The organism is Alteromonas sp. D210916BOD_24 (genome assembly GCF_047159385.1).
Classification (GTDB): Bacteria; Pseudomonadota; Gammaproteobacteria; order Enterobacterales; family Alteromonadaceae; genus Alteromonas.
Genome location: NZ_AP038333.1, coordinates 4,001,671 through 4,028,078, shown reverse-complemented (window position 1 = coordinate 4,028,078; position 26,408 = coordinate 4,001,671). Strand labels below are relative to the sequence as shown.

Sequence of the window (26,408 nt, the reverse complement as noted above, 5' to 3'; positions counted from 1 at the left end):
TTGCCTCACGGCTATCATCAGGGTATTTAGAGAGACGCTAATTGAATGCTAACCACCACCAGTACTACAGCATTTAGCCGATTAAACCAGCGCCAGAAGCTAGGACGCTGCATATATTTAGCAAAACGCGCGGTTAACGTGCTTAACCCGACAAACCACACAATTGATGCCCCTATCGCGCCTCCTACAAACCACCATTTATCCTGTTGCCACTGGCTAGCAAGGTTGCCCATTAGTAACAAGGTGTCTAAGTAGAAATGAGGGTTTAACCAAGTCACCGCAAGGGCAATTAACATGGCTTTGTGAAATGAAAGGGGTAGACTCGCCATTTCCAGAACAAGCGCGTCGCTTGCCAACGACGCTTTTATCTTATTAAACGCAATGTACAGTAAGAAAAGCACACCCGCCCACTTGGTCAGGCTGACTAACATCGGATATTGCTGTAAAAGCAAACCAAATCCCATTGCTCCTAGACTAATTGAAAGGGTGTCACTTGCGATAAATAGTAATACGAACAACCAAGCCCATTGGCGCTTCATCGATTGCTCAATAAGAAAACTGTTCTGTGCACCTACAGCAACAATCAGGGATCCCCCCATCACAAACCCACTACTGGCGGCTGCCAACATAATTTCTGCCTCTATGTGAAAGTATTAGCGCAAGAAAAACGCACTAACACTGTCTTTACGACTGTCTATTCATTTTTGTAACAACTTGATTTTATACAAGCTCACACGCTAAATTAAATTAATGATATTTTCATTTAATTAAAAATATTAATAAAAAGAGTGTTTCCTCTCGGGGGTAGTATGCTGGATTACGACGGCCTAAAGTGTTTTAGTGAAGTATTGCGTTACGGTGGTTTTGACAAAGGCGCGCAGGCGCTCAACCTCACTCAATCCGCCGTTTCACAAAAAATAAAACGTCTTGAGCACAGTGTCGGCGGCCCCGTTCTCATTCGTACTAAACCATTGCGTCCTACACCCTTGGGCATGGAATTATTAGCCCATGTGCAAAAAGTCAGTGTGTTGGAGGAAGCCCTCAATATTCAAACCGGACTTCACACTTGTGCTGCGCCAATTAGCGTTGCTGTTAATAATGACGTATTGGCTACGTGGTTTTCTCACGTCATGGCAACCTTTTGCGACAAGCGAAAGAATCCCGTTCACATTGTCAATGCCGACCAAACCCAGACACGAGATATTCTGCAGCAAGGAAAGGTGATGGCGTGTATCAGCCAGACCGGTACACCAGTGACAGGGGGGCAGTCTGTGCGATTGGGTATCATGAAATACCAGCTTTATGCTTCTCCACGCTTTATCGAACGACACTTTTACAAAATGGAAAAGCCCAGAGCGTTAACGCCTCAGGAAGTAATGCAGTCACCGGGTCTTTTGTACGATGAATACGATGTAACATTACTTACCGATTATCAAACACAGTGTCTGGGCATTACTCCAACGTTCACCACATGTCATTGGTACCCTTCGTCTCATGGATTTGCCAAAATGGCGTTAGAGGGTGTGGTATGGGCATTATTGCCAACCCTTCAAGTTACAGCAGAAGTGGCAAAAGGTGCACTCATTCCACTGTTTCCAGATAAAGCGCTAGGTGTACCGTTATTCTGGCATTGGCTCACGCTTGAATCTGCTGCTTTGACTGATTTGACCCAAGCGGTATGCGCGATAGCAAAACAGCAATTAAAGTAATTTTCGTCTGTCTTGAAAAAACAACAATGGCGTTATCGTATACGTTTAAATAAGGTGGGACTTGTGCTCTGCTTTAACACTGTACATCATTTTATCCGCCTTATTTAGCAGCGCATCTAAGTTTTCACATTTTTCATTGGTGATGTATACACCAACGCTCGCGGAGACAGGTATAACAAAGTTCTCGGTTCGAATATCGCGATGTTCCAAACTCGACACTATTCGCGCAGCCAACCGCTTTGACTGACCTTCACTGAAACAATGGCTCATGACAACGAACTCATCGCCACCAATACGGCCGATGGCATCTTCGTCGCGACAACGGCTCTGCAGGATTTTGGCAACGACTTGAAGCACTTCATCGCCTGCACTGTGACCATATTGATCATTAATGTCCTTAAAGTTATCTATATCGATAAATAGTAAAGTGACAAAGCCCGCTTCTTTGTTAAAAGTAGTCAGTAGGTTTTGCGCTAAACTCTCCCATCCACTTCTGTTAAGTACTTTACACAGGGCGTCTGTCGACGCTCTGCGAAACGCGACCAACCTATCGTCATCCAGCTTTTTCACTTTTTTAGAGGTAGCAATTGCAAATATAAAGGCTTCTAAGGTGACCCCTATAATTAGCCCATATCGGTACATAAATGGTGAAGCGTCTTTGAAAACCAGTCGGAACAGCATGGAAAAAACCATAATTGTGATACCCAATATCACTAAATCGGCGCAATGTACCTTGCGATAAGTTGCAAAAACGCAAGCCGCAAAAGTCAGTGCCATCGCAATCAGAGTCACCAGACTTAATAACTGGTTAACTTTTTCACCTATAGCCATAGGCAGTACAGTCTGGATAATTGCAAGTCCTAGTGCTAACTGAGCCGTACCGAGAATAATTCGTCGCTGCCAGCTTCTCAGTAAAGCAGCGAAGTCCAATAATTGATCTAAAAAACTGACCGCGGCGAACACGGTTATGCCCGCGAACATTAAATGCAGCTTAAAATTGCTAAAAAAATGGGCATTAGGAAAAGCAATGTTAAGTAACCCTTCTTGCAACAAGAAGAAGACAGCAGCGTTAAGGACATAGAAACTATAAGAATAGAAACCGTAGCTACGCATGCTATTGCCTAACATGCCAACATAGAGTGTTAACGCCAAACAAAACCCCACGAACATGCTCAACGTAAAGGTATGCACTGAAGTTAGCCATTGATAATCACTGAGTGAACTGACACTTAAATCGAAAGGTCGAGAAATTTGTGAGTCTATATCTAAAAACAGTATAGTTTTGCCTCGAGGTAACAGGTACGACTCAAATGCCCCAGGCAACTGGGTAACCTTTTCCATTTCTTCGTTATAAAGCTGATCATACAAGATGTAACTTCTTGAAAAATGAAGAATTTGCGGCGTAAGAACGTCACAGGATAACGCAATTCTCTGATAGTTAGATTTAAGTGTATATGACGTTAATGGTTGACTGCCCTGTGAGGACAAGATGAAACAAGACGCTATGACTGGGGAGCTCATTGCGAGCAAACTCAACGTCATTATAACGGGCTTAATATAACGAAAAATAATGCATGTCATAGACTAGCTTTCCTACTCACATCGCAGCTAAATCTGTGTAACGAGCATATCCATCTACGACTGTTACAAAACCAGTAATTATCTGAATGAATACCTAAGTATGCGCTTTCATATCCTAAAGTCTAGGTTAAAAAGCAATAAGGCACGAAATAGTTTTTTAAAATAAGTCGCATGTGACAATCTACATGGTCAGCAAATTGGTCCGGGGTTAGAAATACACGACAGTCAAAAAATAGAAGTTGCCAGAGTGGGGCTGCTCTACGAGTTTGAGTTTTCAGGCATCACGATTTCGCCCCAGTAGCACTATGATTATCACAGAAACCACAAAAACGCAGTCGTCGCGGGATTAGCGCTAGGTATCGGGTTTTAACCCACGTGCAACGTTACTATTTACCAACGACATTTCGGCTGGAATTCCGATTTTCACATGCTATGTTACTAGAAGTAATGATAAAACAAGGATGTCAAAGTGAAATATACCGTTGTAGTAATTTTTGTTATTAGCGCTTTTGCGGCTGGCTACTTTCAGGGCCTATCCGTAAATGGCAGTCTCGAGTACACCAATACACCTCCCCCCTCTTCTTCCTTAGCAAGCACTTCAAGAGGTAACGAAATGGCGGCTCAAGAAGAAGGCGATACCAGCGTTATCCCCTTATCGCCACCGCAAGCTACAAGCACAATACCAATAGAATGCGAAACATTTTTGGAAAACCAAGATGAGCTTGCTATTTCAACCTCAAGTGATGATGTATACAACGACCACAGTTTTGATTCACCCGACTCCTCTATTTCAGAAACGTCACTTGAAACAACGCACACATCCTACCCGTTGGGAGAACAAGAACTGCAAGAGTGGATAACCGAACATAGAGACGCGTTAAAACAAAGTATGATTGAGGCTATTGGAGAAGCCAATACTGAGTTTATGTTTGAAGAAATTAACAAAGCCAATCCGCTCCTTAATGACCCGGTTGCGCAATATCCTTTAGAGGACGATTTAACCAACCGCTATGCCTTAGAACAATCCATTCGTGACTTGATTCTGCTACACAAATCAGATCCCACGGGAGAAATTCTAGACGTTAAATGCATTCAAGGATTGTGTGAGGTGACCTACTCAGGCATAGAACAAAATGATTTTAGTAGTTGGTATATCCTTCTGGTGGGTAACAGGTTAGATAGCGTTAGTGAAGCACGCTCTCCTACCATTTTTATGACACCAGATGGCGGTTACTGGGCATATATATTATTAAAATACTAACCGATAAAAGCATTAGAGCGTAATTATTCTAACTGATATCACCCACAAAAAAGGCCGCTTATCGCGGCCTATCGTCAACTTACTAGTTCAATCATCAGAAATGGTAAGTTATCCCAACTTTAAACTGATCCGTGTGCCCAGTTTCCGGAGTGTACCCTTGATACCCGACCGCAGTACTGAATTTTTCAGAAATATAATAGTTTATGTTAACACCGTAAAACAAATCGGTTCCCGACTTGTCATCGATACTGTCACCATTGGTGAGTGAACTTCGCGTATGCGCTTCCCATACATAAATCCCCCCACGAAAGACGAGATTCCACCGATTCATTTGCCATAACGTATAGCCCACGCCAAGGGTATAACCTTCGACTAACGTCGGTGCAATATCTTCCGCCAAGAACACCTGCTCACTCTCGACCAACAAGCGTGATTCACCTTCACCCAAATCTTCATATCCCAACAGTAAATACCAGTCATTCGCCATCTGGTATCGCAATTCAATTCCACTTGCTTGATCACGAGTGTCCCATTCCATTATCTGGACACCCTCAATTGCTGGTTCTCTGCTGCTTACTTCGGCAATACCGGTATGGACTTCTATCTCCCATTGCGCTAGCGCTGATGAACTAAGTGAAATTGCAAAAAAAGCTATTATAGTTTTTATCCTGCTCATCAGTGCTTCCTTATACTTAGAGTTTTACTTCTCAGTAGTACCGCTGTCATCAGTAATGCCAGCATCCAATACAAGCTACCTCCAGAGCGGTTTTCCACTTCGACTGGCGGCTCTACTTTTTTAACCACAGTTACTTCTACCGTACTGGAAACACTTACAAAGCCGTCTGTAACCGTGTAGCTTGCAACATCTAGTCCCTCAAAATCATCGGCCGCCTGATAAGTCAAAGTATTATCACTGTTTATTATCACGGTACCATTTGTCGCCTCTGCACTTATAATGGTTAAAGTATCACCATCTGCATCACTGTCATTAGCTAATACATCGATAGTAACGCTCTCCCCCATTACAACTTCAGCAATATCCACTGCCAACTGCGGAATCTGGTTAGTAATAACAGTGACAGAAACTTCACCCACTGCTGTACCACCTTGACCATCGCTAATACCATAAACGATTATGTCACTTCCTAAGTAACTCGTGTTTGGTGTGTAAAGTATGGTATTGTCACTATTGATAACCACATCGCCAAAATTCGCAGACGCGCTGGTTACGGTTAAAGTATCGCCATCTGCATCGGTGTCGTTCGCCAATACATCAATATTAATACTCGTATCCATACGCAACTCAGCTGTATCATTTACCGTCGTCGGTAAGCTATTGCTAGATTTCAGTACGGCAACGCCACCTGGGTCGACAATGGCGCCATTGATTTCTCCGTCATCATCATTAGGTCCCCCATCTTCGATGGTCAATTGTACGCACCAGTGACCTTCTGACAGGCCTGGAGTCCAAACTGTATCTCCAGGAGGCGGACAGATACCCGGTTCACCTAGCGCACTGGACACTGTATTATTTGCATCTTCCACAAAGGTATACCAGCCTTTACTTTGAGTAAACTTACGGTAAACCGCACTTGCTGGTATCGGTAATTGTTGTGGCATCACTAGGCTATATTGCTGTCCCGCATCGGGTAAACCATAGGCAATATAATCAAATAATCCACCAATATTATCGGCATCTTCATCCTGCGGAATGAGCTGCTCAGCTTGGCTTACTTCTAACAGCAGGCCACCAGCATCTATTATCGCTGCGTTTTGGCCTAATCTGATACATACTCCGGGGTCACCTTCAATGAGGAAACTATCCTGATTCTGTATCGTCGATGGCATCACGTTACACTCATTAATGGCATCAAGATAATCTGGGATCCCATCTCCATCATTATCATTAAAGCCTTCTTGATCATCAGGAATAAGGTCTCCGTCGGTGTCACCACTACCCAATGTTACTAAAGTGGTTACAACCTTAATAAATACCATCTCTTTATCATGTTTGCTCGGTGTACCATTGTCAGTTGCTTGTAAGCTAACTTTATACACTCCCGGTAATACCATTGAAGGGTCGAAACTGAAGCGCATGACATCACTGCTAATATTGCTCAATGCCACGTCCCCTTGCCAGTTATAAGTCAAGGTATCGCTCTTATTCGGATCGGTTACCGTTGCCACCACATCAACGACACCGCCATCTTGACTGACCGTTAAGCGGCTTTCGTCCATTTGCTGAACAGTTAACTCTACTTTCGGTGCAATATTACTCTCACTAATGATGAATGTTGCACTGGATCTTGCACCGCGGTTAATCTCAGGGTCTAGTGTGATAACAATGGTTTCGTCTGATTCAATAATCGCATCGTCAAACACCTCAAATTCAATCACTCCACTACGGCCAGCTTGTATTGTCAGCGTGCCATTTTGTAGATCATGGTCTAGACCGGATGTGGCACTTCCTCCTACACTGTAACCAATATCTATCGGATAGTTGGGTGCATTCCCGTTTAAAATAAACGTAACACGATTCAAACTCCCTTTCGTTACTGGGCGACCTTTAGCTAATGACACTTGCGGATGTACCACCACTTTTTGCTCTTTAGTCGCAATATTGCCCTGTGTATCCTCTGCCTGCCAGTAAACTAAATGCTCCCCTGGTTTGAAGGTGGTTTTTGCATCTTTCAAACTTACCGGTACTGGGTTACCCATCTGATCTTCAGCAGTAGCTACACCAAGATCAACCTTGGTAAATAGTCCAGTGGCGTTCACCTCGATATCTGCTGGGGCAACAATGATAGGTCCTTGCTGATTAGCATCTATGAGCAGTGTGACCGAAGCCTGTGCACGTCCACCGTTATCATCTCGGATTTGATAGTTTAACGACACCTCGCCTGTAAAATTCTGCGGCGCTTGATACACTATATTTTCACCCTCGATCGTAGCATCACCAATAGAAGCAATGACTCCGTCAACAGCTAGGGTGTCTTCGTCTGCGTCAGTATCATTCTCCAGTACACTCAGAATGTAAATACCATCCTCTGCTGCGTCAAAAGTGAATATATCATCTTCAGCCACAGGCGCATCGTTCACTGGTGTAATAGTAATAGTCACTATTGCAGGCTCAGAATCACGCTTACCATCTGATGCAATATAGCTGAAACTATCCTCACCATTGAAGTTCTCAGATGGCGTATACTTCCAAGGTAATGTACTGGTATCCAAATCACCTTCTAACGGTGACTCAACAACCTCAAATGTCAGGTTATCTTCATCAGCATCTTCGCCTTGTGGTGAGATAACAACCGATGTGTCTTCAGCGGTTGTGACTACCAATGTTGTTGCTACTGGAGGGCGATTGACTGCAGCTACCGTAACTGCGACAGTAATATTATCTGTAGCAGAACCATCACTCACTTGCACCACAAAGTTGTCACTACCATTAAAATCAATTTCAGGCGTGTACAATGCAATTACACTGTTACCCGTGATGCTATTGAGAACCACCGAACCATTGTTCGCGCCGCTAACGATAGACCAAGTCAACGTATTCCCATCTTCATCTGTAGCAGAAAGATTGATACTACCTGAACTGTTTTCATCGAGAGTAAGTACGGCCGATTCACCTTGAGTGATAATGGGCACTGTATTGTAACGCTTCTGTACCGTTGCAGTCACATTACTGCCGGTGTTGTCGTTAGCATCGGTCAGCGACAAACGCAGCGTTAGCGTACCTTCAGGAAGCGATTGAACGTTTATCCCTGACACTTGCTGCGTTGAGGTATTGATAGTACCTGCGCCTGTCACACCTTCCCCAGAAGTGCCCAAAATTGTATAGTTATATGTCGCGCCAACTTCCGCGTCAGTAACTGTAAAGCTCATCGCAGTTTCATTGCTCAGATTAATTTCACTCTGATCGATAGATACACCATAGCCAGATGGACTGATATCGTCTGCTACCATCAAGCTTAAGGTTTTTTGATAACTGCTAGCACCATCACTAGTTTGCAAACAGAAGTTATAGGTGCCTGCTAACAACGCTGATGCGGCTTTAAGGGTTGAACCACTTACGGTAAATAAAGCGTTATTAACTGCACTGCTACAAGTCCCTGATACACTGCTTCCAATACCAACCAAACTATAAGTATGGCTATCACCACTATCAGCATCTGTGGTAGAAACAGTCCCAACGTTTACACCAGCCAATGCTGTAGACTGAGAAAGATTCGCAGGGGACCAACTAATATCTACCGGCACACTATTTACCGGCGTTGATTTTATGGTTATCGCAAATGTATTTCCGGTAACAGCTGCAGCGCCATCTTCACCGCCATCAGCAAGGCTGAACGCAAAACTGTCAGAAGGCGCCCCATTGCCACCATGCTTATAATAAACTTTACGATTATTAAGATCAGCCTGAGTGAAAGTTTCAGGCCCAGTGAACGGGGCAACGATGTCAAATGCCTCTCCTGTATTCAATTGCCCATTGCTGTTTGCATCCAGGAACAAAGTACCGTTAGTAGGCAACGCCGTTACGGTATAAGTTAATCCGGTGGCGCTATCATCTATATCGGCTGCTGCCAATTGTGAATTACTGAACGCTGTAGTCGAGCCACTATTAACAGTTGCTCCCGTATTGGTTGCTAACGTTGGCGCATCATTTACCGCAGTAACGTGCACTGCCGCGGTGGTCAGTTGCACATTGCCACTGCCATCATCATCTTCGGCTGATATCGTAAACGTTGCCTGATTGTCACCAGATGCATTATTTTCGCTGGTGTACTTGATATTACTTACAGTATCCAGATAAGTATTGATATCTGCCGGTGAACCCGCAAGCGTAATAGTTGTGGCATTGACCAGAGTTTCCGTCACCCCCGTTCCAATGGCTGAACCATCTGCTGGCGTAGAAAATACCCCTTTGTTAGCGGTAATTGTCAAAGTCAGATTGCTACTATCAGCGTCCGACAAAGTCAGCACCGAAAGGTCAACATTACTGAGCGTATCTTCCACCACCCTAACTGCAATACTACTTGGGGTATAAGTAAAGTCCAGGGTGTCCAGACCCATAGCATAGGTACCATCAACAGGGTTGGTGATGGTAAAGCTGCTGACATTGGTCCAGTCTGCAAGTGTTACCGTTATACCATTGGTGGTACCACTTGCATTAATATCTGCAGCAGTTACATCTTCGGTTGTACCGTTACCCTCAGAGACAGTGAATCGGTATGTACCACTTGGAGCGCCATCATTTACCAAATACTGTAAACTGTTGACGGTAATACCATCATAGAAGGTAACAGTGGTGGTACTCACACCTGTCAAAGTGAAAATGGCATCACCATCTGCACCGCCATAGGTGCCTATATCCTGCACATTTAATGTTTGTGCATCAATGTCAATTGTCATGTTTATTGATGGTTCACTTTCGGTGAACTGAGTGGTCGACTGCAGTGTCCCTCCGCTAATATCAAACACCCCGTCAGTACGAAGTTCATACCCTGGAGCATCGTTGGACGCAGTAATAGTTATAGTAGCCTGATTAGCGCCACTGCTATTAGCGGTACCGTCACTGAAAGTGTAATCCAGGGTGACCGATGCAGCAGGCGCATCAGACGAATTGGAATAAGTGATACTTTGCAGTACAGCATCGACAATGGCAGATGTAGCACTGGCATTAAACGCAAGAACCAGGGTACCACCAGAGTTAGTGGTTACCGTACCTACCGCGGTACTGTTGTAAGTAAAGCTGCTACTTTCTGTTAGCGTGCCCAACAAGCCGCTATTAGCAAACTGGTCTTCACTGTTAGCACCACCGTTACGAGTAATGGTTATGCTTGCCCCACTATAGTTGCCATTTCCACTATTTAACGCGTCTAACTCGGTATCAGCAATGGTAACATCACTGTCAATTACGACTGCCGAGCCATCTTCCGTATAAGTTGCTCCGCCATTTAAGCCAGTAAATACAGGCGCATCGTTCGCAGAAAGAAAGGTAATAACCGTATCACTACCACTATCAGAAACCGCGTCGACTATAAGGTTAGCGCCTGCACTGTTGCTTAATGTCATTGCGACTTCAACGGCAGAGAAGTCAGTTGCGTCGGTATCAACCTGTAAAATGCTGACACCACTAAAGCGTACATTAGAAGTTGTAAGGCCGGTAACACCGGCAATGGTAATAGAGTCGCCTACCGCCAAATCACTGAGGGTATCGCCGTTTAAAGCCGCAACCGTGCCTATGAAGTTGTCATTGCCCGCTCCGCCTGCCAAGGTATCGGTGCCTGTCCCCCCGCGAATGGTGTCTGCACCATTGCCACCGGTTATATTCGCACCACCATTCAGATCTGTAGCAGCGATGACCAGTACATCATCAACAAATGCACTGGCATCTATAGTTACCCCATTGGTAATAGCACCGCCAGAGGTATTAGAAACAGTCACTGTCTGCGCATCTGCATCAAAGTCGTCTGTCAGCGTCAGGTTATAAACTGCATCAGACGCCAATGCCAGATTTTCAATTTCGGAAACACTGGTTGAACTGAAGTCGTAGCTAACTGTACCGCTAAGCGCCAGGGTATCGCTACCAGCTGAGCCGGTAATCGCGGTAGTCAGTGCATCCAGGTTAGCCTGATCCAAAGTAATGGTACCCGCGGTATCTATGATTAGTGTCGGCACGTTTGTAATGGTTGCACCGGTTAAATCAGCACCACCATCAACCGAAATACTATCCGCGACGGTGGTTTCACCAGTAATAGTGCCAGTATAGATTAACGACCCTAAATCAAACACAACCGCATCATCGGTAGAATTATCCGTCACACTAGTACCAGCTGCAGTCACAGTAACCGTACGGGTATTAGTACTAGAATCACCGATTACATAAACCTCAAACGCAGAATCTGTGGTTACGTCGCCATCGCCGGAGACTGCCAATGACTGCGTTCCTGTTCCTGTGACCGTACCAGTAAAGCTGGCTAGTTGCGCCTGGGTTATATTGATGGATGCACCAGAAGCAATGGTTAAATTTTCAATATTGTTAAATGTAGCGCCCGTTACATCAGCACCATTTTCTAACAATAAGGTGTCATTAATTGTTCCATCACCTGTTAATGTACCGGTGTAAGTTAACGAGCCGACAGTAAAAGTAACCGTATCTGTGCTTGCAGTTGCATTAACTGAGGAGTCTGCCGCCCCCAGTGTAATTGTACGGCTATTGCTGCCGTCATCGTCGACAAAGTAAGTTTCAAAATTCGGTAACGTAGTAAAATCACCGTTGCCGCTAACATTGAGGGTCTCCGTGCCACCAGCCGTAACCGTACCACTGAACTGTGATAATTGTGACGCTGCCAAGGTGTAACTGCCGCCACTGGTAACAGTCAGGTTTTCAAAACCTGTTACAGTGGCGCCGCTGATATTTGCACTGCTGGATAGTGTCAGGGTGTCGGTACCCGCGCCCCCCTGCAATGTACCAGACAAGGTGAAGTTATCTGCATTGACGCTGTCATTACCGCTACTGCCGGTAATGCTCTGCCCTGCAGCACTCATAACAACAGAGTTAGCAACACCTAACACATAGGTTTCAATTGCATTATTTGCGGTAAAGCCATCGGTTGCAGCGCTGATGGTAATTTGTTGCGTACCCGGTGCAGTAAAGGTGCCATTAAAAGCATCATGTTGTGCTTCAGTCATGGTGACTAGTGCGCTGCTGGCAATAGTCAAATCATCAATATTACTGATGGTCGCGGAAGATATATTCGCACCGTTTCCTAACGATAATGTATCAGCGACTGAACTTTCACCGGTGAGGGTACCAATCAGTGCCAGACCGCCGACATCAAAGACTATGGCATCAGATGCCGAATTGGCTGTAACAATGTGTCCTGAAGCTGTAACGGTTATGGTACGTGCATCTGTGGAGCTGTCACCAACAGTATAAGTTTCTATCGCTGATTGAGTAGAAAAGTTACCATCGCCTGACAAGCTGATTGATTCGTCACCTTCGGCAGTAACAGTACCGGCAGCGAAGCCATTAAACTGCCCCGAGGTCATGGTCACCGCAGCATCATTGGTTAATGTCAGATTACTAACAGAATTAATATTACCGTTGCTGATATCTGCACCATTAGCCAGGCTCAGGGTATCACTAACCGAAGCATTACCTGTAATGGTTGCGGTATAGGCCAATGATCCCAAATTAAAGGTGACAACATCGGTGGCAGAATTAGCGGTAACCGAGGTTCCCGCTCCGCTAACTACAATATTGCGGGTATTACTGCTGCTATCACCCACATTGAAAGTTTCGACATTACTGAAGGTGGTAATGTTGCCGTCACCCGTAATATTAAAAGTTTCGCTGCCGCCTGCAGTAACAGTGCCGGTAAATTGCGTCAACTGCGAAGCCAGAGCTGAGAAACTGCCGCCTGTAGCCAAGTTCAAATTTTCAAAGTTACTGACATTGCCACTAGACAAACTGGCGCCATTGCTCATATTTAACGCATCTGTACCGCCCGATCCATTTAAAGTCCCTGTTACCGTTCTTGTGCCAATATTGACAGTATCATTGCCACTGCTACCCGTTACATTTTGAGCATCTGTTGATAGGGTGATGCTGTTGGCTGCATTTAACACGTAGTATTCAACCTGTGAATTAGCAACAACGCCATCCACAGCGGTACTCAGGGTAATTTGATTTAGACCGGGGGCTGATATACTGCTAAAGGCATCGTGTTGGGCTTCCGTCATCGTCACACCTGCAGCCGAATCAATAGCCAGATTCGCGATGTTATTCAGTGTTGCCGTTGAAATATCGCTGGCATTTCCCATTGACAGGGTGTCGTTGACACTACCATCACCAGTTAAGGTCCCCGTGTAGGTAAGTATACCAATATTAAACGTAATGGCATCCGTACCGGAAGTCGCACTAACTGAAGTATCTGCCGCTCCAAGTGTAATCGCACGTGTATTAGTACTTTCATCATCGACAAAGTAAGTTTCTATATTTGCCAGGGTGGATATATCACCGTCACCGCTAATATTGAAAGTCTCAGTGCCACCTGCCGTAATCGTACCGCTGAACTGTGACAATTGTGACGCTGCCATGGTGTAGCTGCCGCCACTGGTAACAGAAAGGTTTTCAAAACCTGTTACAGTGCCGCCGCTGATATTTGCACCAGTGGACAACGTCAGGGTGTCGGTGCCACCATTGCCTTGCAATGATCCTGATAAGGTAAAGCTACCGGCATTTATACTGTCATTGCCGCTGCTGCCGGTAATATTCTGCCCCGCATCGTTTATTACAACAGAGTTGGCCGCCCCCAACACATAGGTTTCAATAACACTATTGGCAGTAAAACCATCGGTTGCCGCAGTAATGGTTACCTGCTCAGTACCGCCTGCCGTAATGGTACCTGAAAACCCTTCGAACTGGGCTTCGGTCATAGATACAGACGCACCATTGGCCAAGGTCAGATCTTCGAAGCCAGTGACAGTTGCACCGCTGATGGAAGCACCTGTATTCATTTGCAACTCATCTGTACCTGTGCCGCCGTTTAAGGTGCCTGTTACTGTCAGACCACCTATGTTGAGCACATCCACAGCACCGTCAGCTCCGGTAACAGTTTGTGTAGCATTTCCTAATGTTAATGTACCAAGATAACCACTGCCCAGTGTATAGCTTTCAATATTACTGTTGGTTGTCACCGAGTCGGTACCGGATACCAGGTTAATAGTTTGCGAGGCATTATTGGTAAAGGTGCTGAACGCATTGTGCTGCGCCGATGTCATCGAAACAGCAGAACTGGCCGGAATGGTCAGGGTTTCAAAATTAGTCAGACTCGAAAGTTGTGACAAATCGGCACCATCTACTGTTATCAGTGTATCGGTACCACCAGCACCATTGGCTGTTGAACCGCTGGTATGCCCGGCAGCGCCCAGAGTCAGGGTTTCGTCACTGCTACCAAAAGTAAAGGTTGGAGTCAGGTTGGTGCCGTTAGTGGTGTTAAATGCAGCAGCAGTTGAAGTAGCCTCAGTGCCACCAGGTAAGGCCGCATTTTGTACGGTAAAACTGTTAAAGGTAAAGTCACCTGAATTAGCTCCGTTCAAAGTGAATATGACTCTAAAGGAAGATAAAGCCACACCGGAGAAAGGAGTGAAATCTAAATCGGCTCCTGAAAAGCTATCTGCACTAGAGTTATTAGAATCAATGCTAACGCCAGAATCAATAGTAGTACCGTTCGATGCACGTACAGCCGTTACCTTGACACCGGTCCATTCACCATTAGGGCCATATTCCGAAAAAGAAATGTCTGTCAATTCGAATGAGCCCGTATTGGTGCCATCGGCAGCAACGATAACAGTACACGTTGAACCAGCGCTCCCATTATTAGAGGGGTAGGCAATAGAACCACTTTGAGTCCAGGTCAGATTGCCCCCGGGGCTACAACTTCCAGTTAAGTTAAAATCATTGTGCTCCAGACTGTAGCCATTAGCAGACCATCCCGATAAAAAGTCTTTTGTGCCGTCTGCCACAGGCAATACTTGAGTAAAATCGGCAAGGGCTTCGGGGCTAAAGGGCATTGTTGATTCAATATCGCCTTTGACAATTTCCAGTTGCCAGTCACCGCCCTTTTCCGCACTGCCGGTTAAGTTACTGGAAGCGGCAATATCTAGGGTGGTATCTGCCGCCAGTATCTCGAGAAACTGCTCGCCTTTGTCACCAAAGGCGACATCACAGCCATAAATGGCCAAGTCTGCACCTTCAGCTGAAGCCTGTTGAAGCGCCTGGGCAAAACGGGCGTCCTGCTCTAAAAATGCGGCATCAATGCGTTCCCCACCTAATAAAATGGCTCCTTCTTCACCGTGGGAAACAATATGAATACTGTTTAAATTCTGGTATCCGGCAAGAATACTAACCAGCTGCTCAATACCCGGTTGCTGGCGATTTAATCTGACAATGTCAAAACCCGTTTCAAGGCCTTGCGCCAATATCTGGCTGTCGGTTACGTCAGCATCAACAATGACCAACCCCTTGGTATAGCCTGACTGAATCTGCAAATTTGCACTGTTGGTATCAGGAGTAACTGGCCTAACAGGAGAGGTTTCTGTTGCACTGACAATATTCAGGTCTGCTGGCTTCAGCTTTAACCCTGTCTGTAGCAAATCGGTAGGGATGAGATGGCCTGTTTCATCAGTTTTATGATCTGAATTCAACCTGGCCTGGGAGCTCAATACAGCTGGTTTAATGGAGTCCAGAACGTTTGAATTATACTGCGTTGCACTGCGTGTCGAATTATAAACGGTGCTTAAATAGCTGTTCTGAATAGCATATCCGTTCGCCAGAGGTGAAACAACCCCAATTAATGCAGCCAGAGAACCATGTTTCATCTTTAATCTTCCAGATTGAAATTTCAAACCATTAGAAATTACTAATAAATGTACCGACGCAAGACACAGCTTTGTTTTCAATTGCGTCAATTTTATATATTCAAGGGAATTACATACATTAGTGTAGCAGCAAATATGCAACTAGATCTATTGCACCCTCCTTACACTTCAACAATTTACCCTCGCAAAATTTGCGGCACCTACAATGATGACGGGGATTGAAATAGCACCGGCGGCATTATGTCTGACCAATTATATTAGCCGCTGTCCCTTTTTTATCTGTCCAAAAGGCCAATTCTTTATACTTATCAAATAAATCGGGCGGTAAAATTGAGCGTCTTGGCTTAAATTCAACTTTTTCCTGAACCTCATGCAAACCATCTATCCCAAGCTGCTTATCAAACTCACTTTCATTGTATTTGACGATTTTAAAGTCGTGCTTGTATTCTTTTTCTTCCAAAAACTGATACAGCAGCGTCATACAACGCTCCGGAAATTGCGCGAGCAAGTCATAGTCCAGCAGTAACAATCGGCTTGAAAACTCACTGTAGTAGGCTTCTTTCAAGGAAGTAAGTGCATGCCCAATAGCGCCATTAGTGGCCATCAGTGTTTCACAACGACTATACACTGTGGCACGCTGATTAGGGTTAAACATGCGGCTGTAGTCAAACGCATGGCGTCGGTAGATCAACTCAAAGCTATCTGCAATCCAGGCGGGGTTACGAACGCAGCAGATCATTTTGAAATCAGGGAATAATTCGATTAATTGATGTAACCTTGCCGTCCACATACGGTTCGTATCAAAAACAACCTGCTTACTGCTTACATCGGAGTAATAGGCGTTACACATTGCATGAATAATCGCTTTGCGTTTTACTGCATCAAAAAAGCTATAATACTCGGAAGACGCGCCGGTCTGTTCCAGCAAGCTGTTCATCATAGGTGCTACAGGGCTGGACATGCCCGCGTGAAAAGCCGGGTTTTGTCGCAATATTCCAGCCAATAAGGTAGAGCCTGAACGAGGTAATCCAGAGATAAAATGAAACTTTGTCACCTTGATGTTTCCAAACCTGTATAAATGATTAATATTGATAGTGTTTCAGATTTAACGCAAAAGAACGCTATGAATCAATGTGTTTTTGACACACTAAAAAGCAAAAGCCGCCCATGATGATTCCTGGGCGGCTTTAAAAAATAAACAACTGTAAATATACCTTAGTTACGAGAAGGAAACCCCCCGGCCAATGCAAAGCAATAATTAACCACTAAACCAGGGTCTTCAGTACTAAAGGGTTCGCCTGCGCCGGTATTACCAACTTGGATATTTGCAGCCCCTGGATTAACATCTACACCACCAAGGGACACAGTAGTTCCAGCATCAGTAGACTTAACGTAAGCCGCCTGCTGGACTGGATTTCTGGCAGAACCGTCACCAACCACAGCCAGAACATCACCCGCCTCTGGCACTTTTACATTCCCATTTGCAGTTGAAACCTGTACTTCGGCCATACTTTCACCACTTGGTTCAAATGTAGCTGAGTGGTTATGCGGAGGTAAATTAGAAATAGTAATGGTATGCGCCAACGATCCAGGCTTTTGACCCACTTCGTAGCTAGGTAGCCCATGCCCCGTACCTGAACCTATTGCCTTTCTGCCTCGCATATCAGGTACGGCAAAGGTCGTTCGACCATCGCCACCATACGTTGTTCCGACCACAGAAAATACCGCGGCGTACTGTTGTATTGCCACTAATTGCCCATCTGCGGATACCCATCCTCTAGGTGTAAATTTAAAACCAAAAGTACTAATTTGTGCCATCAATGGTTCCATGTCGTGATCCTTGTGTATTCTGATAATTATTCAATCTAAAAGGGTTAATCTCTATTAATCTGCATTTAAGCGTTGTTACCCATATATGTAGAACTCAGTTATTTATTCCTAAAAACACTACCTTTAGGCAGATGTTTTTGATACTCCAAGGATTATCAAACTAGTACTTCTCCACTATAGTCACAGGTCTCTAATCTTTAATATTGTAAAGGTAAAGTCTAGCTCACCTGTTAAAACTTGCCATATAATCAGATAAAAAACTACCATTACCTGTATTATGTTGAAATTATTATTGCAGCTGCACTCCAATATCTAGTCCGTGCCTGATGGCAAAACTATATCCGCTAAAATAGCCTTGCTGAGAAGCAACAACTTGCAATTCAATAGGCTTATCCTTTGTAGCAACAACCAACCCCGAAACCTTATCTATCGACAAAATCATTCCCGCTGGCACGCTAAAACGTTGTGAGTTAACGCTAGCGCATTGAAGTATATTAAAAACCGCTTGATTACAGCGAGTCATCACACCACCAAATACTGGATTCCTGGCCCTGCTGGCTCCAACAATATCGTCCGCCGACATGCATTTCCAGTCGACCCATTGGTCTTTTTCCCTCAAAGCTGATGCATAATTATCGCTTTCAGTGACTTGCCGCTGGGGGGTTCGGGGCATTTTCTGACTCTCGAACAACACAATAAGTTTGCTGACGACTGGCAGGGCTTTTTGCAGCACAGTTTCACTAAGGGTCTGAATATTGTCATAAGGGTGAATGGCTATAGGCTCTTGCAATACGATATCACCTGCATCAAAGCAGTCTGTCAGGAAGTGTGCCGTGAGCGCTGTTTTAGCTTCATTATTTCTGAGTTGCCAATACAAGGGCATACTGCCTCTATAATCGGGCAGTTCAGATGCATGCAGATTAATGATGTTGCCATCAAAAAATTGAATCACAGTGTCAGAAATTTTTTGTTTAAAAAAGAACACTAACCCCAAATTACTTTTCCAGTTTTTAATTTGGGAAAGCAATGTATCTGGCGAGATTGCCTGGTAGGTAGTAAACGGGATACCAAAATGATTCAGGTTATGCACTAAATGCTGTGTTTCGTGGGACTCGTTGCTCTCAACCACAACACCGGCAAGCTTGTTCTCTTGCTTTAAACTCATGATTAAGCCAAGGCTCATTATACTGGATGAAAAGAGCGTTACTTTTGCATTGGTCATAATCAACCTTCTAATACTGGCGTAAAGCCTGGTAAACCGTTTAAGCGATAGAAAAACCTGATGGTATCGCCACTTTTGACTAACAGGTCATCGGGTTGTGGAGCTGTTGGTTTGAAATCTATACAGATTGATTGGTCAAGATATGGGGCTGTTATGCCTGAGTCATACTGGTTCACTTTCTCACCCGCAAAGGTTTCAATTTCTGTACAAATAATCAGACTACGCTTATTCATATCTGTATACCCTTCAGGTATTCGAAGCGCATTTGCGCGAACCACTTGCTGCTGATCTTCAAGGGCGATTTTTTCCATCTGCAACAAGGTATTTTTGTCGATGGTCATTATAACGCCTAAATCAATGCGCTTATCCATATACTCCTGACATATGGTTTTACTGTAGGCGTAATCGATGTCCTGCCATTGATCTTTAAATTCTTCACTGCCGACCACTAATGCCCCCGTCAGCTCTATGCGATTAGGAACCAAAATGCCATTAACATCCATAAATCGGACAAGGTGCTGGGCAATGCTGACATGAGCTTCTTTACTCAGCCCATGCTGCATGGCTTCAAGCAACAAAATATCGATGTCAAAATCTGGTTCAAAACAAGTCGCATCAGCTTCTACAAAATCAGTAACAAACTCCTGGACGGATAAATCTAGGGTAAATTGCTTCAGCGCCATTAACGCCCCGGGTTGAGCGTCGACAAAGGTCACCTGCAATTGCTTTTCAGTCAGCAGCTTTTTTTCTTTCACATAGCTGAGCAAGGGAACAAGTAACGGGGCAAATGGGCCGCATGCTGGATAAAGTAACTTAACGCAGTTTACGCTTTCCAGTTTTGCCTCGATGGCATTTAATAATCCTTTGCTAAACCCACTTATTCTGTAAATATCTTTAATCGTAGTTGAACATGTGAGCGGGGACATAATCAGGCCGTTCTGGCTCATATACTGTCGTGTCAATAATTGTTCAGGTATCCGAGCTTCTTTGAGTGATAAAACCGCGCATTCATGCAACAGCTCAAATTGAGCCAACAAGGTTTCATGAGCAACTTCAACACCCGTTAACACCATTGACATAGTCTCTACACAGGTTTGCTTCAATTTTACCAGGCGATCTTCTGCCGTTGTCACCCCTGTTAGAAGTTGATTAAGTTGCCCTCGTATAGATTGTGTAAGCAACCCCTGAGTTATTTTGTCTGGCTCTGTGTAGCTTACTTTTGACGCATTGAAACAGGAAACATCTCTCTGGTTGGGATTGTCTTGTGAACTCATTTATTTCTACTCTTATGTTATTCAACTGAACAAGTTAGCCAAATAGCACCATTAACGTGTTCGTTACTTATTATTTCAGAGGCTATCAATGAACTTGCTCGAGTAACCAATCATTCACTTCACAATCCATTACCAAATTAATACGACTGATGGGACTCTCGTTTTTAACTTCGTGGGGCTTATCGGCATTGATATACCATAGTTGTCCAGCTGCCATAGGTAATTGCACGCCATTGCTGACAAAATACAGACAATTATGCGTTTGTAATGGAATATGCAATCGGGCCTCACCGTTTTCTATGCACAGCCCTCTATCCTGGTGCACTTTAATGTGTGAGTTCGGCGTTAATTCCATCAACCTGATAGATTTATACTCAACAGGGATGGCACTAACTAAGGCCGCTATTCCAGGCAAAGATTTGAGAACTGGTAAATCAACCCAAGCATCTGTCTCTTCAATCTGAAAACCCTGCAATATTGGATGGGCGTTTACACTCCCTTGTTGAGTCCGTAATGCCAATACCCTCCAATCTCCAATATATTCCTTTTGATTAACATGGCTTACCCAATTATGGCCAGCGATAGCTCGTAACTCCGAATCAACAGTATCCTGAATATAAGGTAAATCGATGTTAATCCTTTGCGATAGTTTCGGCACTTTTATTTCACTCCTTTGTTATCTGTGACTCTGTAATTGACCTACACTCCTTATCGATTGCGATTTATCCAACATTCATCAAATTAAATAAGTCATGCTCATATGTGTGCGTATTGTCCAGCGCACTATGCGCTATTGTCACAGTATTTAACTCTCCTGTTTTCCTCAGCATCTACACATGCAAAAGGAATGTCGTCTTCAAAAATTACAGGTACGTAGCGCGATGTTGTTTTTCACATCTGAAAAACCGTAGATGAACCAACAACCTCACCATTAACCAGCTCCTCAAAACCCAGCAACTGGTTATCCTGTTCAGGCAGACAGGATGGCTACACTAGATGAAGGTTTTAACAATACAAAACGGTGAGTAAATATTTTGCTCTATCATAAACTTTAGAGGTTTATTGTCGGTGTATCAATGTACTTAGCTAAATCAGGCAGAGCTACACATCCCCTCATCACTGTTAATGTTCCCCCCCTGCAATGATGCAAACTGAATTTTTTTAATTATTTCTTCCGCTCTATTCAGTTAATCATCAATAATTCATCCTGCGGCTTGCTTTGCTAAAACGCCCAAACCTTGGTACATCTCCAAGAGTGAAAGCTTTAAGTCAGCAGAAAACTTCTGTTCAAATTGCTGCTGCTTTTCTTTACTATCACTTTTGAATTGCAACTCTGTATTCTTAGAATAAACTTTGGCTAATTGCTTCATGTGCACTATTTCTGATGCGCTGAGAGTAATGCCAAAATGTGGAGAAATGATATTTTCGATAGCCATGGGTAGCTGCGCATAATCAACTATTTTAACTCTGGAAGATTGAACGTACTGCTTTGCAATACCCATCAGATGACTCAACACCTTTGCCTGGTATTCGTTCAAACTATCGTTGCTAGCTTCAGGCCAATGTGGGGGCACCTTGGTCAAACCATTCGGAACCATATGTATTCCTGCACTTTTTTGATGAGAGACCAATATTTCACCGGGTTCGCGAATAATTATAACCACAGGTGTTTCTGGAAATGCTTTCATTAGCAGTGTATAAAAAGCGAGATCCCAGGCATTCAGTTTAACTATCAGCTTTTTGCCAAAGCTACACATAAGTGCCTGCAGGACTGTAATTTTCAGTTCGTCATTTAAACTATTATCCAATAACAATTGGGTTAAAAAATGAGCTTCTGATAACACGGTATGAGTTGGACTTGCAGTTAAGCAGTTGCTTACCAATGTGGAGCCACATCGCGAAAGGTGAAATATGAACCCTGAAACAGGGTTATCACTTTCACCATCAACCAACAAACTAAGCGGCGTCTGTGGTTTTATAATTGAAGCAAAGATATGCTGACCTCTGAGCTTTGCTATACGCTCATCATAAAAAGGGGCAAACGGTAATTCATCCAATGCCAGACACCATCTCACGCTTTGTTTATCAGCAGAATAATTATCAGGTAACCAATATTTCTTAAGGGATGAAATATCAGGCTGAGATAATTCATCGTTCCATGCCGCTAATTCACTTACCAACTGGTTAAAAGATAGCTCTGAACCCACGATATCTTTACAAATTTGCTCGACAATTTTCGATATTTTGGTTTCAGCCAACGCCCATGCTTCGGGGCGCTCGATTAAATTCGTGTACTGTTTGGCGGTTAGCATTCTATCCATTATTTGCTCCAAACTTTTCCGCAACAAAGCGCCACACTGTCAACGGTAATGTGACTATTACGCCCCATATCAACAATATTAGATTGCTCGTTATAAGCTTTACTCTTTACTTCTCAAATAAATTCAGACTATATAATGTACCGGCTTATGATTAATTTTGTATTAAATGTGTACAAACCATAGCCATTTACAACGCGCGTTTTCCTATTTTGAAGAGCGCTGTGTAAAATAATCTGTGACTTTTCCGCTTGCACCAGCGTCTTTAGGACTATCTTAAACAAATTTGGTGTCTCTATGCTGTCTTTAGACCCTATTCTTATTCTGGTGCTGATTGGCTTCTTTTCTATTATAAGCCAGCTTATCGCTCATCGATTGCGCTTACCTGCCATCTTATTTTTGCTAATGTCAGGTGTAATGATGGGACCGGTGACCGGATTATTAGAGCCTGATCGCGTATTTGGCGATTTGCTGTTTCCTATTGTTTCCTTATCGGTTGCGATCATTCTATTTGAAGGCGCGCTCACGTTAAACGTACAAGAACTGGGCGAACATAAGCGCACGGTAACCCATTTGTGCTCCACGGGCGCTATCGTCACCTGGATTGTCGTTACGCCAGCGGCGCATTACTTTATGGATATATCTTGGGAACTTGCTTTTCTTTTTAGCGCCATCGTTACCGTGACAGGACCCACGGTGGTTATGCCAATGATACGTGCGATACGTCCTTCCAAAAATGTTGCACAAATACTGAAGTGGGAAGGGATCGTTATCGACCCTATTGGTGCCATTCTCGCCGTGCTCGTATTCGAATACATTGTGGCTAGCCAAAATGCCGTAAGCCATACCTTGGTGGTGTTTTTCAAAACCATTTTGATTGGTGCATTGGTTGGGGTTGCTGCTGGCTACTGCCTTGCTAAAGCAATTAAAAAAGGGGTACTGCCGGAATACTTGGTCAATACAACGGTGCTTATTTCTGTCTTGATCAGTTTTGAGTTATCTAACCTTATTGCTCACGAATCAGGGCTGTTAGCCGTTACCGTGATGGGCATGTATTTAGCTAACAAACGGGATATAAAAGTCGATGATATCGTCGAGTTTAAAGAGACGCTTTCTGTACTGCTGATATCTGGCCTGTTCGTAATCTTGGCTGCACGCATCAAGCTAGAAGAACTAAATGCGATTGTTATACCCGCTTCAATGCTTATGCTGGTACTGATTTTTGTCGCACGCCCACTGAACGTATATCTATCAACCCGCAAGTCGTCGTTGAAGTGGCAGGAAAAGTGTCTTATTTCGTGGATGGCTCCAAGAGGTATTGTAGCTGCGGCAGTATCGGCGCTATTTGCACTAAAACTGGATATGATCGGCTATCACAATGCTGACATTTTAGTTACTTTGGTTTTCTTTGTAATTGTTTTTACAGTGACATTACAAAGCCTAACCACTGCACCATTAGCCAAACTTCTCGGCCAGAGAGAAGAAGTGGCGCGAGGCTTTCTTATATTCGGCGGCGGCAGCTTTGCCCGCATGATTGCCAAAGAATTAATGGCGCTGGGTTATACGGTAAAAATTGCGGATACTAACTGGGAAACTATTCGCGCGGCCAGAATGGAAGGTATTCCTACCTATTTCGGTAATCCTAGTTCGGCACATGCTTCTCGTACTATGGATTTAACTGGTATAGGTAATGTGTTGGTTATGTCGTCTTATAAACAGCTTAACCCCATTGTGACGCAACATTTCCAATACCTATTTGGCGAAGAGCACGTAATGGGCGTGAGCCTTAAAGAACAAAAAGGGTTTGAAGGCCATCTTCCCAGTGAGCAATACTTAGAGTCATTGGGGCTATTTGGTGATGTCACCTATTCGAAACTGGCTAGTCAGACAGCAAAAGGCGCAACTATTAAGCGTACTGCGTTAACCTCTTGCTTTACGTTTGAAGACTACAAGACAAAATATTTAGATCAGTTTACTGCGCTATTCTTTATCGATGCAAAAGGAAGGCTTACACCTTTTCATAAGAAAGGCAAAGTGGAACTAACTGAAGGTTATCAAATTATAAGCTTGATCCAACAAGCAGCGTAGATTGAAGGATTAATTGACCTGAAATTTTTCTACAGCTAAAAAATGGGTCTAGTACATTAAGTTAATCATATTTTCGTGATTTATTAGCTGGCCTTTTGAGTGATTCAAAAACCAGTATCAATAATTTGATACTGGTTTTTTTTGTGGGATTCGCTTAAGGATTCAACAATATTAACAGCGGCCAGCCTCTTTAAATACAAGCGCCATCAAGCCTTATACCGAAGGAATTGATTGAAAAAGGCAATCCCTATCTCAGCAATGAAAAGGCTAGAAATCAAAAATTTAGTCTAGAAGAGTGGGTTGGTTACTACTTGAAATAATGTTATTAAGCGACGAATCAAATGCTGATTCAGCTAATCAGTTGGATGTTGTCAACAGGCGAGTAAAGCTTTTATTGCTCCCTGTGCACTGAAACAATGTGGGTGAGAGTATGACGCTCGCAGCGTTAAACAGGCTCAATTACAGCGATGGCGAGGCTTACCTTGCTTGCTGTCACTTCCTGGCATACGTACTCGCCAACTGGTATTTCGCCACGCCAGCAAAAAATAACATGATGACTGTAGAAAAACATCTGGCATTGCTACAGATGCGAAAATGGACACACCTAATACTGTCAGCGCTGGGTTACTGCACTACCCTAGAAACAAAAATGCCGTTCCTTTTCAGTGAACGGCATGAGTTCTACGATCCCTTGTTTATTTCTTCAAATGGTAATGCTTCTTCTGGCATTAAGTTTTCAACCAGCTGATCGAGGTTGTCCACTACGTCTTCAGGTTCTTCAAAGAGCGCTACGTGAAACATCGCGTCGCCTTCTTGTACCAATGGAATATTTTGTTTGCCTATGATAATGCCCGAACGCTGGGCTTTCACATCGTGAACATAACTCCCTGTAGGGCTACACACCTGAGCCAATACATCACCTTTCTTAACGTGATCACCAAGTTGCTTGATATCACGCACAATGCCACTTTCAGGGGCGCGTAGCCAAGAGCTTTTGTTAGCAATAAAAGGTTCAATATTCGGCTTTTTGCGGCGGCGTTTAGCCACCATGCCTAAACTCGCCAGCACATTGTAGATGCCCTTAATACCCGCTCTGATAGAGAGCTCATCAAAACGCAAGGCTTCACCAGCTTCATAAAGCAAGATACGCGTACCAGACTCTGAGGCTGACTGACGCAATGAGCCATCCCGCAAGTTAGCGTTTAACAAAACCGGAACGCCAAATGCTTTTGCAAGAGCCAAGGTATCTTCGTCTTCTAAATTGGCACGAACTTGTGGCAAATTGCTGCGATGAATAGCACCGGTATGCAAATCAATGCCATAGTCGCATTTGCTAACGATTTCCGTTAAAAATAAATTCGCCAACCGCGCGGTTAGCGAGCCTTTACTCGAGCCAGGAAAACTGCGATTTAAATCTCGTCTGTCTGGCATGTACCGGCTTTGAGTTAACATGCCATACACGTTAACCATTGGCACAGCGATAACTGTGCCACGGCTTAAACGAAACGTATCTGAAGCTAACAATCGGCGTACAATTTCGATACCGTTTAGCTCATCACCGTGGATGGCCGCACTGATAAAAATTGTCGGGCCTTGGCGCTTAGCTCTTATCACTTCAACGGGAATAGCCATATCCGTGTCGGTATATAGCTTTGCAGAAGTAAGTTGAAGCTTAACGCGACTGCCTGGTTTTATTTCTGTATCGCCAATATATAGCGATGGATTACGCGCCAT

At 44.0% G+C, this 26,408-nt stretch carries 14 protein-coding genes; 3 read left to right on the top strand and 11 right to left on the bottom strand.

What is annotated here, in order from left to right:
- Nucleotides 1–26 precede the first annotated feature (26 nt).
- The gene (locus ACMCM8_RS17470) at nucleotides 27–629 is read right to left on the bottom strand and encodes a LysE/ArgO family amino acid transporter (RefSeq protein WP_412723967.1); all 603 of its coding nucleotides are present in this window, start codon (nucleotides 627–629) and stop codon (nucleotides 27–29) included.
- Between the two features lie 180 nt (nucleotides 630–809).
- Between ACMCM8_RS17470 and ACMCM8_RS17465 the strand changes: the two genes are divergently transcribed.
- On the top strand, nucleotides 810–1,709 hold the full coding sequence (locus tag ACMCM8_RS17465; RefSeq protein ID WP_412723965.1) for an ArgP/LysG family DNA-binding transcriptional regulator: 900 nt from the start codon (nucleotides 810–812) through the stop codon (nucleotides 1,707–1,709).
- Nucleotides 1,710–1,754: 45 nt separating this feature from the next.
- Here the strand turns inward: ACMCM8_RS17465 and ACMCM8_RS17460 are convergent, their stop codons facing one another.
- Entirely contained in the window at nucleotides 1,755–3,077 is a 1,323-nt protein-coding gene (locus ACMCM8_RS17460; protein ID WP_412723963.1) for a GGDEF domain-containing protein, read from the bottom strand.
- Between the two features lie 682 nt (nucleotides 3,078–3,759).
- Here ACMCM8_RS17460 and ACMCM8_RS17455 point away from each other — a divergent pair.
- Nucleotides 3,760–4,551, top strand: coding sequence for a hypothetical protein (locus ACMCM8_RS17455; protein ID WP_412723961.1), 792 nt, complete (start codon nucleotides 3,760–3,762; stop codon nucleotides 4,549–4,551).
- A 94-nt stretch (nucleotides 4,552–4,645) separates the two neighbouring features.
- Here ACMCM8_RS17455 and ACMCM8_RS17450 read toward each other — a convergent pair whose 3' ends face one another.
- The 8 genes from ACMCM8_RS17450 to ACMCM8_RS17415 all read right to left on the bottom strand — a co-directional run bounded on the left by ACMCM8_RS17450 (nucleotide 4,646) and on the right by ACMCM8_RS17415 (nucleotide 22,589).
- Nucleotides 4,646–5,227: an outer membrane beta-barrel protein gene (locus tag ACMCM8_RS17450; protein ID WP_412723959.1), complete on the bottom strand. Its 582-nt coding sequence runs from the start codon at nucleotides 5,225–5,227 to the stop codon at nucleotides 4,646–4,648.
- A complete protein-coding gene (locus ACMCM8_RS17445) occupies nucleotides 5,227–15,942 on the bottom strand; it encodes an Ig-like domain-containing protein (protein ID WP_412723957.1) in 10,716 nt (3,571 codons plus the stop codon). Before ACMCM8_RS17445 ends, ACMCM8_RS17450 begins: the two co-directional genes overlap by 1 nt.
- Before the next feature lie 238 nt (nucleotides 15,943–16,180).
- The gene (locus tag ACMCM8_RS17440; RefSeq protein ID WP_412723955.1) at nucleotides 16,181–16,996 is read right to left on the bottom strand and encodes a sulfotransferase; all 816 of its coding nucleotides are present in this window, start codon (nucleotides 16,994–16,996) and stop codon (nucleotides 16,181–16,183) included.
- 161 nt (nucleotides 16,997–17,157) lie between these two features.
- Entirely contained in the window at nucleotides 17,158–17,772 is a 615-nt protein-coding gene (locus ACMCM8_RS17435; protein ID WP_412723953.1) for a phage tail protein, read from the bottom strand.
- Nucleotides 17,773–18,061: 289 nt separating this feature from the next.
- On the bottom strand, nucleotides 18,062–18,994 hold the full coding sequence (locus ACMCM8_RS17430; protein ID WP_412723951.1) for a methionyl-tRNA formyltransferase: 933 nt from the start codon (nucleotides 18,992–18,994) through the stop codon (nucleotides 18,062–18,064).
- A gap of 2 nt (nucleotides 18,995–18,996) precedes the next feature.
- Nucleotides 18,997–20,268 carry a hypothetical protein gene (locus ACMCM8_RS17425; protein WP_412723949.1) on the bottom strand — a complete coding sequence of 424 codons (1,272 nt, stop codon included), beginning with the start codon at nucleotides 20,266–20,268 and terminating at the stop codon, nucleotides 18,997–18,999.
- Nucleotides 20,269–20,353: 85 nt separating this feature from the next.
- A complete protein-coding gene (locus ACMCM8_RS17420; protein ID WP_412723947.1) occupies nucleotides 20,354–20,926 on the bottom strand; it encodes an aspartyl/asparaginyl beta-hydroxylase domain-containing protein in 573 nt (190 codons plus the stop codon).
- Nucleotides 20,927–21,470: 544 nt separating this feature from the next.
- Nucleotides 21,471–22,589: a hypothetical protein gene (locus ACMCM8_RS17415; protein ID WP_412723945.1), complete on the bottom strand. Its 1,119-nt coding sequence runs from the start codon at nucleotides 22,587–22,589 to the stop codon at nucleotides 21,471–21,473.
- Nucleotides 22,590–22,883: 294 nt separating this feature from the next.
- On the opposite strand from ACMCM8_RS17415, the gene ACMCM8_RS17410 reads away from it, so the two are divergent.
- A complete protein-coding gene (locus ACMCM8_RS17410) occupies nucleotides 22,884–24,674 on the top strand; it encodes a cation:proton antiporter (RefSeq protein ID WP_412723943.1) in 1,791 nt (596 codons plus the stop codon).
- A gap of 681 nt (nucleotides 24,675–25,355) precedes the next feature.
- Here the strand turns inward: ACMCM8_RS17410 and ACMCM8_RS17405 are convergent.
- Nucleotides 25,356–26,408, bottom strand: coding sequence for a succinylglutamate desuccinylase/aspartoacylase family protein (locus ACMCM8_RS17405; protein ID WP_412723941.1), 1,053 nt, complete (start codon nucleotides 26,406–26,408; stop codon nucleotides 25,356–25,358).

What these genes read in the sequence shown, in the direction of transcription:
- ACMCM8_RS17470 (WP_412723967.1), bottom strand. Translation starts at nt 629, where the DNA reads ATGTTGGCAGCCGCCAGTAGTGGGTTTGTGATGGGGGGATCCCTGATT.
- ACMCM8_RS17465 (WP_412723965.1), top strand. Translation starts at nt 810, where the DNA reads ATGCTGGATTACGACGGCCTAAAGTGTTTTAGTGAAGTATTGCGTTAC.
- ACMCM8_RS17450 (WP_412723959.1), bottom strand. Translation starts at nt 5,227, where the DNA reads ATGAGCAGGATAAAAACTATAATAGCTTTTTTTGCAATTTCACTTAGT.
- ACMCM8_RS17445 (WP_412723957.1), bottom strand. Translation starts at nt 15,942, where the DNA reads ATGAAACATGGTTCTCTGGCTGCATTAATTGGGGTTGTTTCACCTCTG.
- ACMCM8_RS17435 (WP_412723953.1), bottom strand. Translation starts at nt 17,772, where the DNA reads ATGGAACCATTGATGGCACAAATTAGTACTTTTGGTTTTAAATTTACA.
- ACMCM8_RS17430 (WP_412723951.1), bottom strand. Translation starts at nt 18,994, where the DNA reads ATGACCAATGCAAAAGTAACGCTCTTTTCATCCAGTATAATGAGCCTT.
- ACMCM8_RS17425 (WP_412723949.1), bottom strand. Translation starts at nt 20,268, where the DNA reads ATGAGTTCACAAGACAATCCCAACCAGAGAGATGTTTCCTGTTTCAAT.
- ACMCM8_RS17415 (WP_412723945.1), bottom strand. Translation starts at nt 22,589, where the DNA reads ATGGATAGAATGCTAACCGCCAAACAGTACACGAATTTAATCGAGCGC.
- ACMCM8_RS17410 (WP_412723943.1), top strand. Translation starts at nt 22,884, where the DNA reads ATGCTGTCTTTAGACCCTATTCTTATTCTGGTGCTGATTGGCTTCTTT.
- ACMCM8_RS17405 (WP_412723941.1), bottom strand. Translation starts at nt 26,408, where the DNA reads ATGGCGCGTAATCCATCGCTATATATTGGCGATACAGAAATAAAACCA.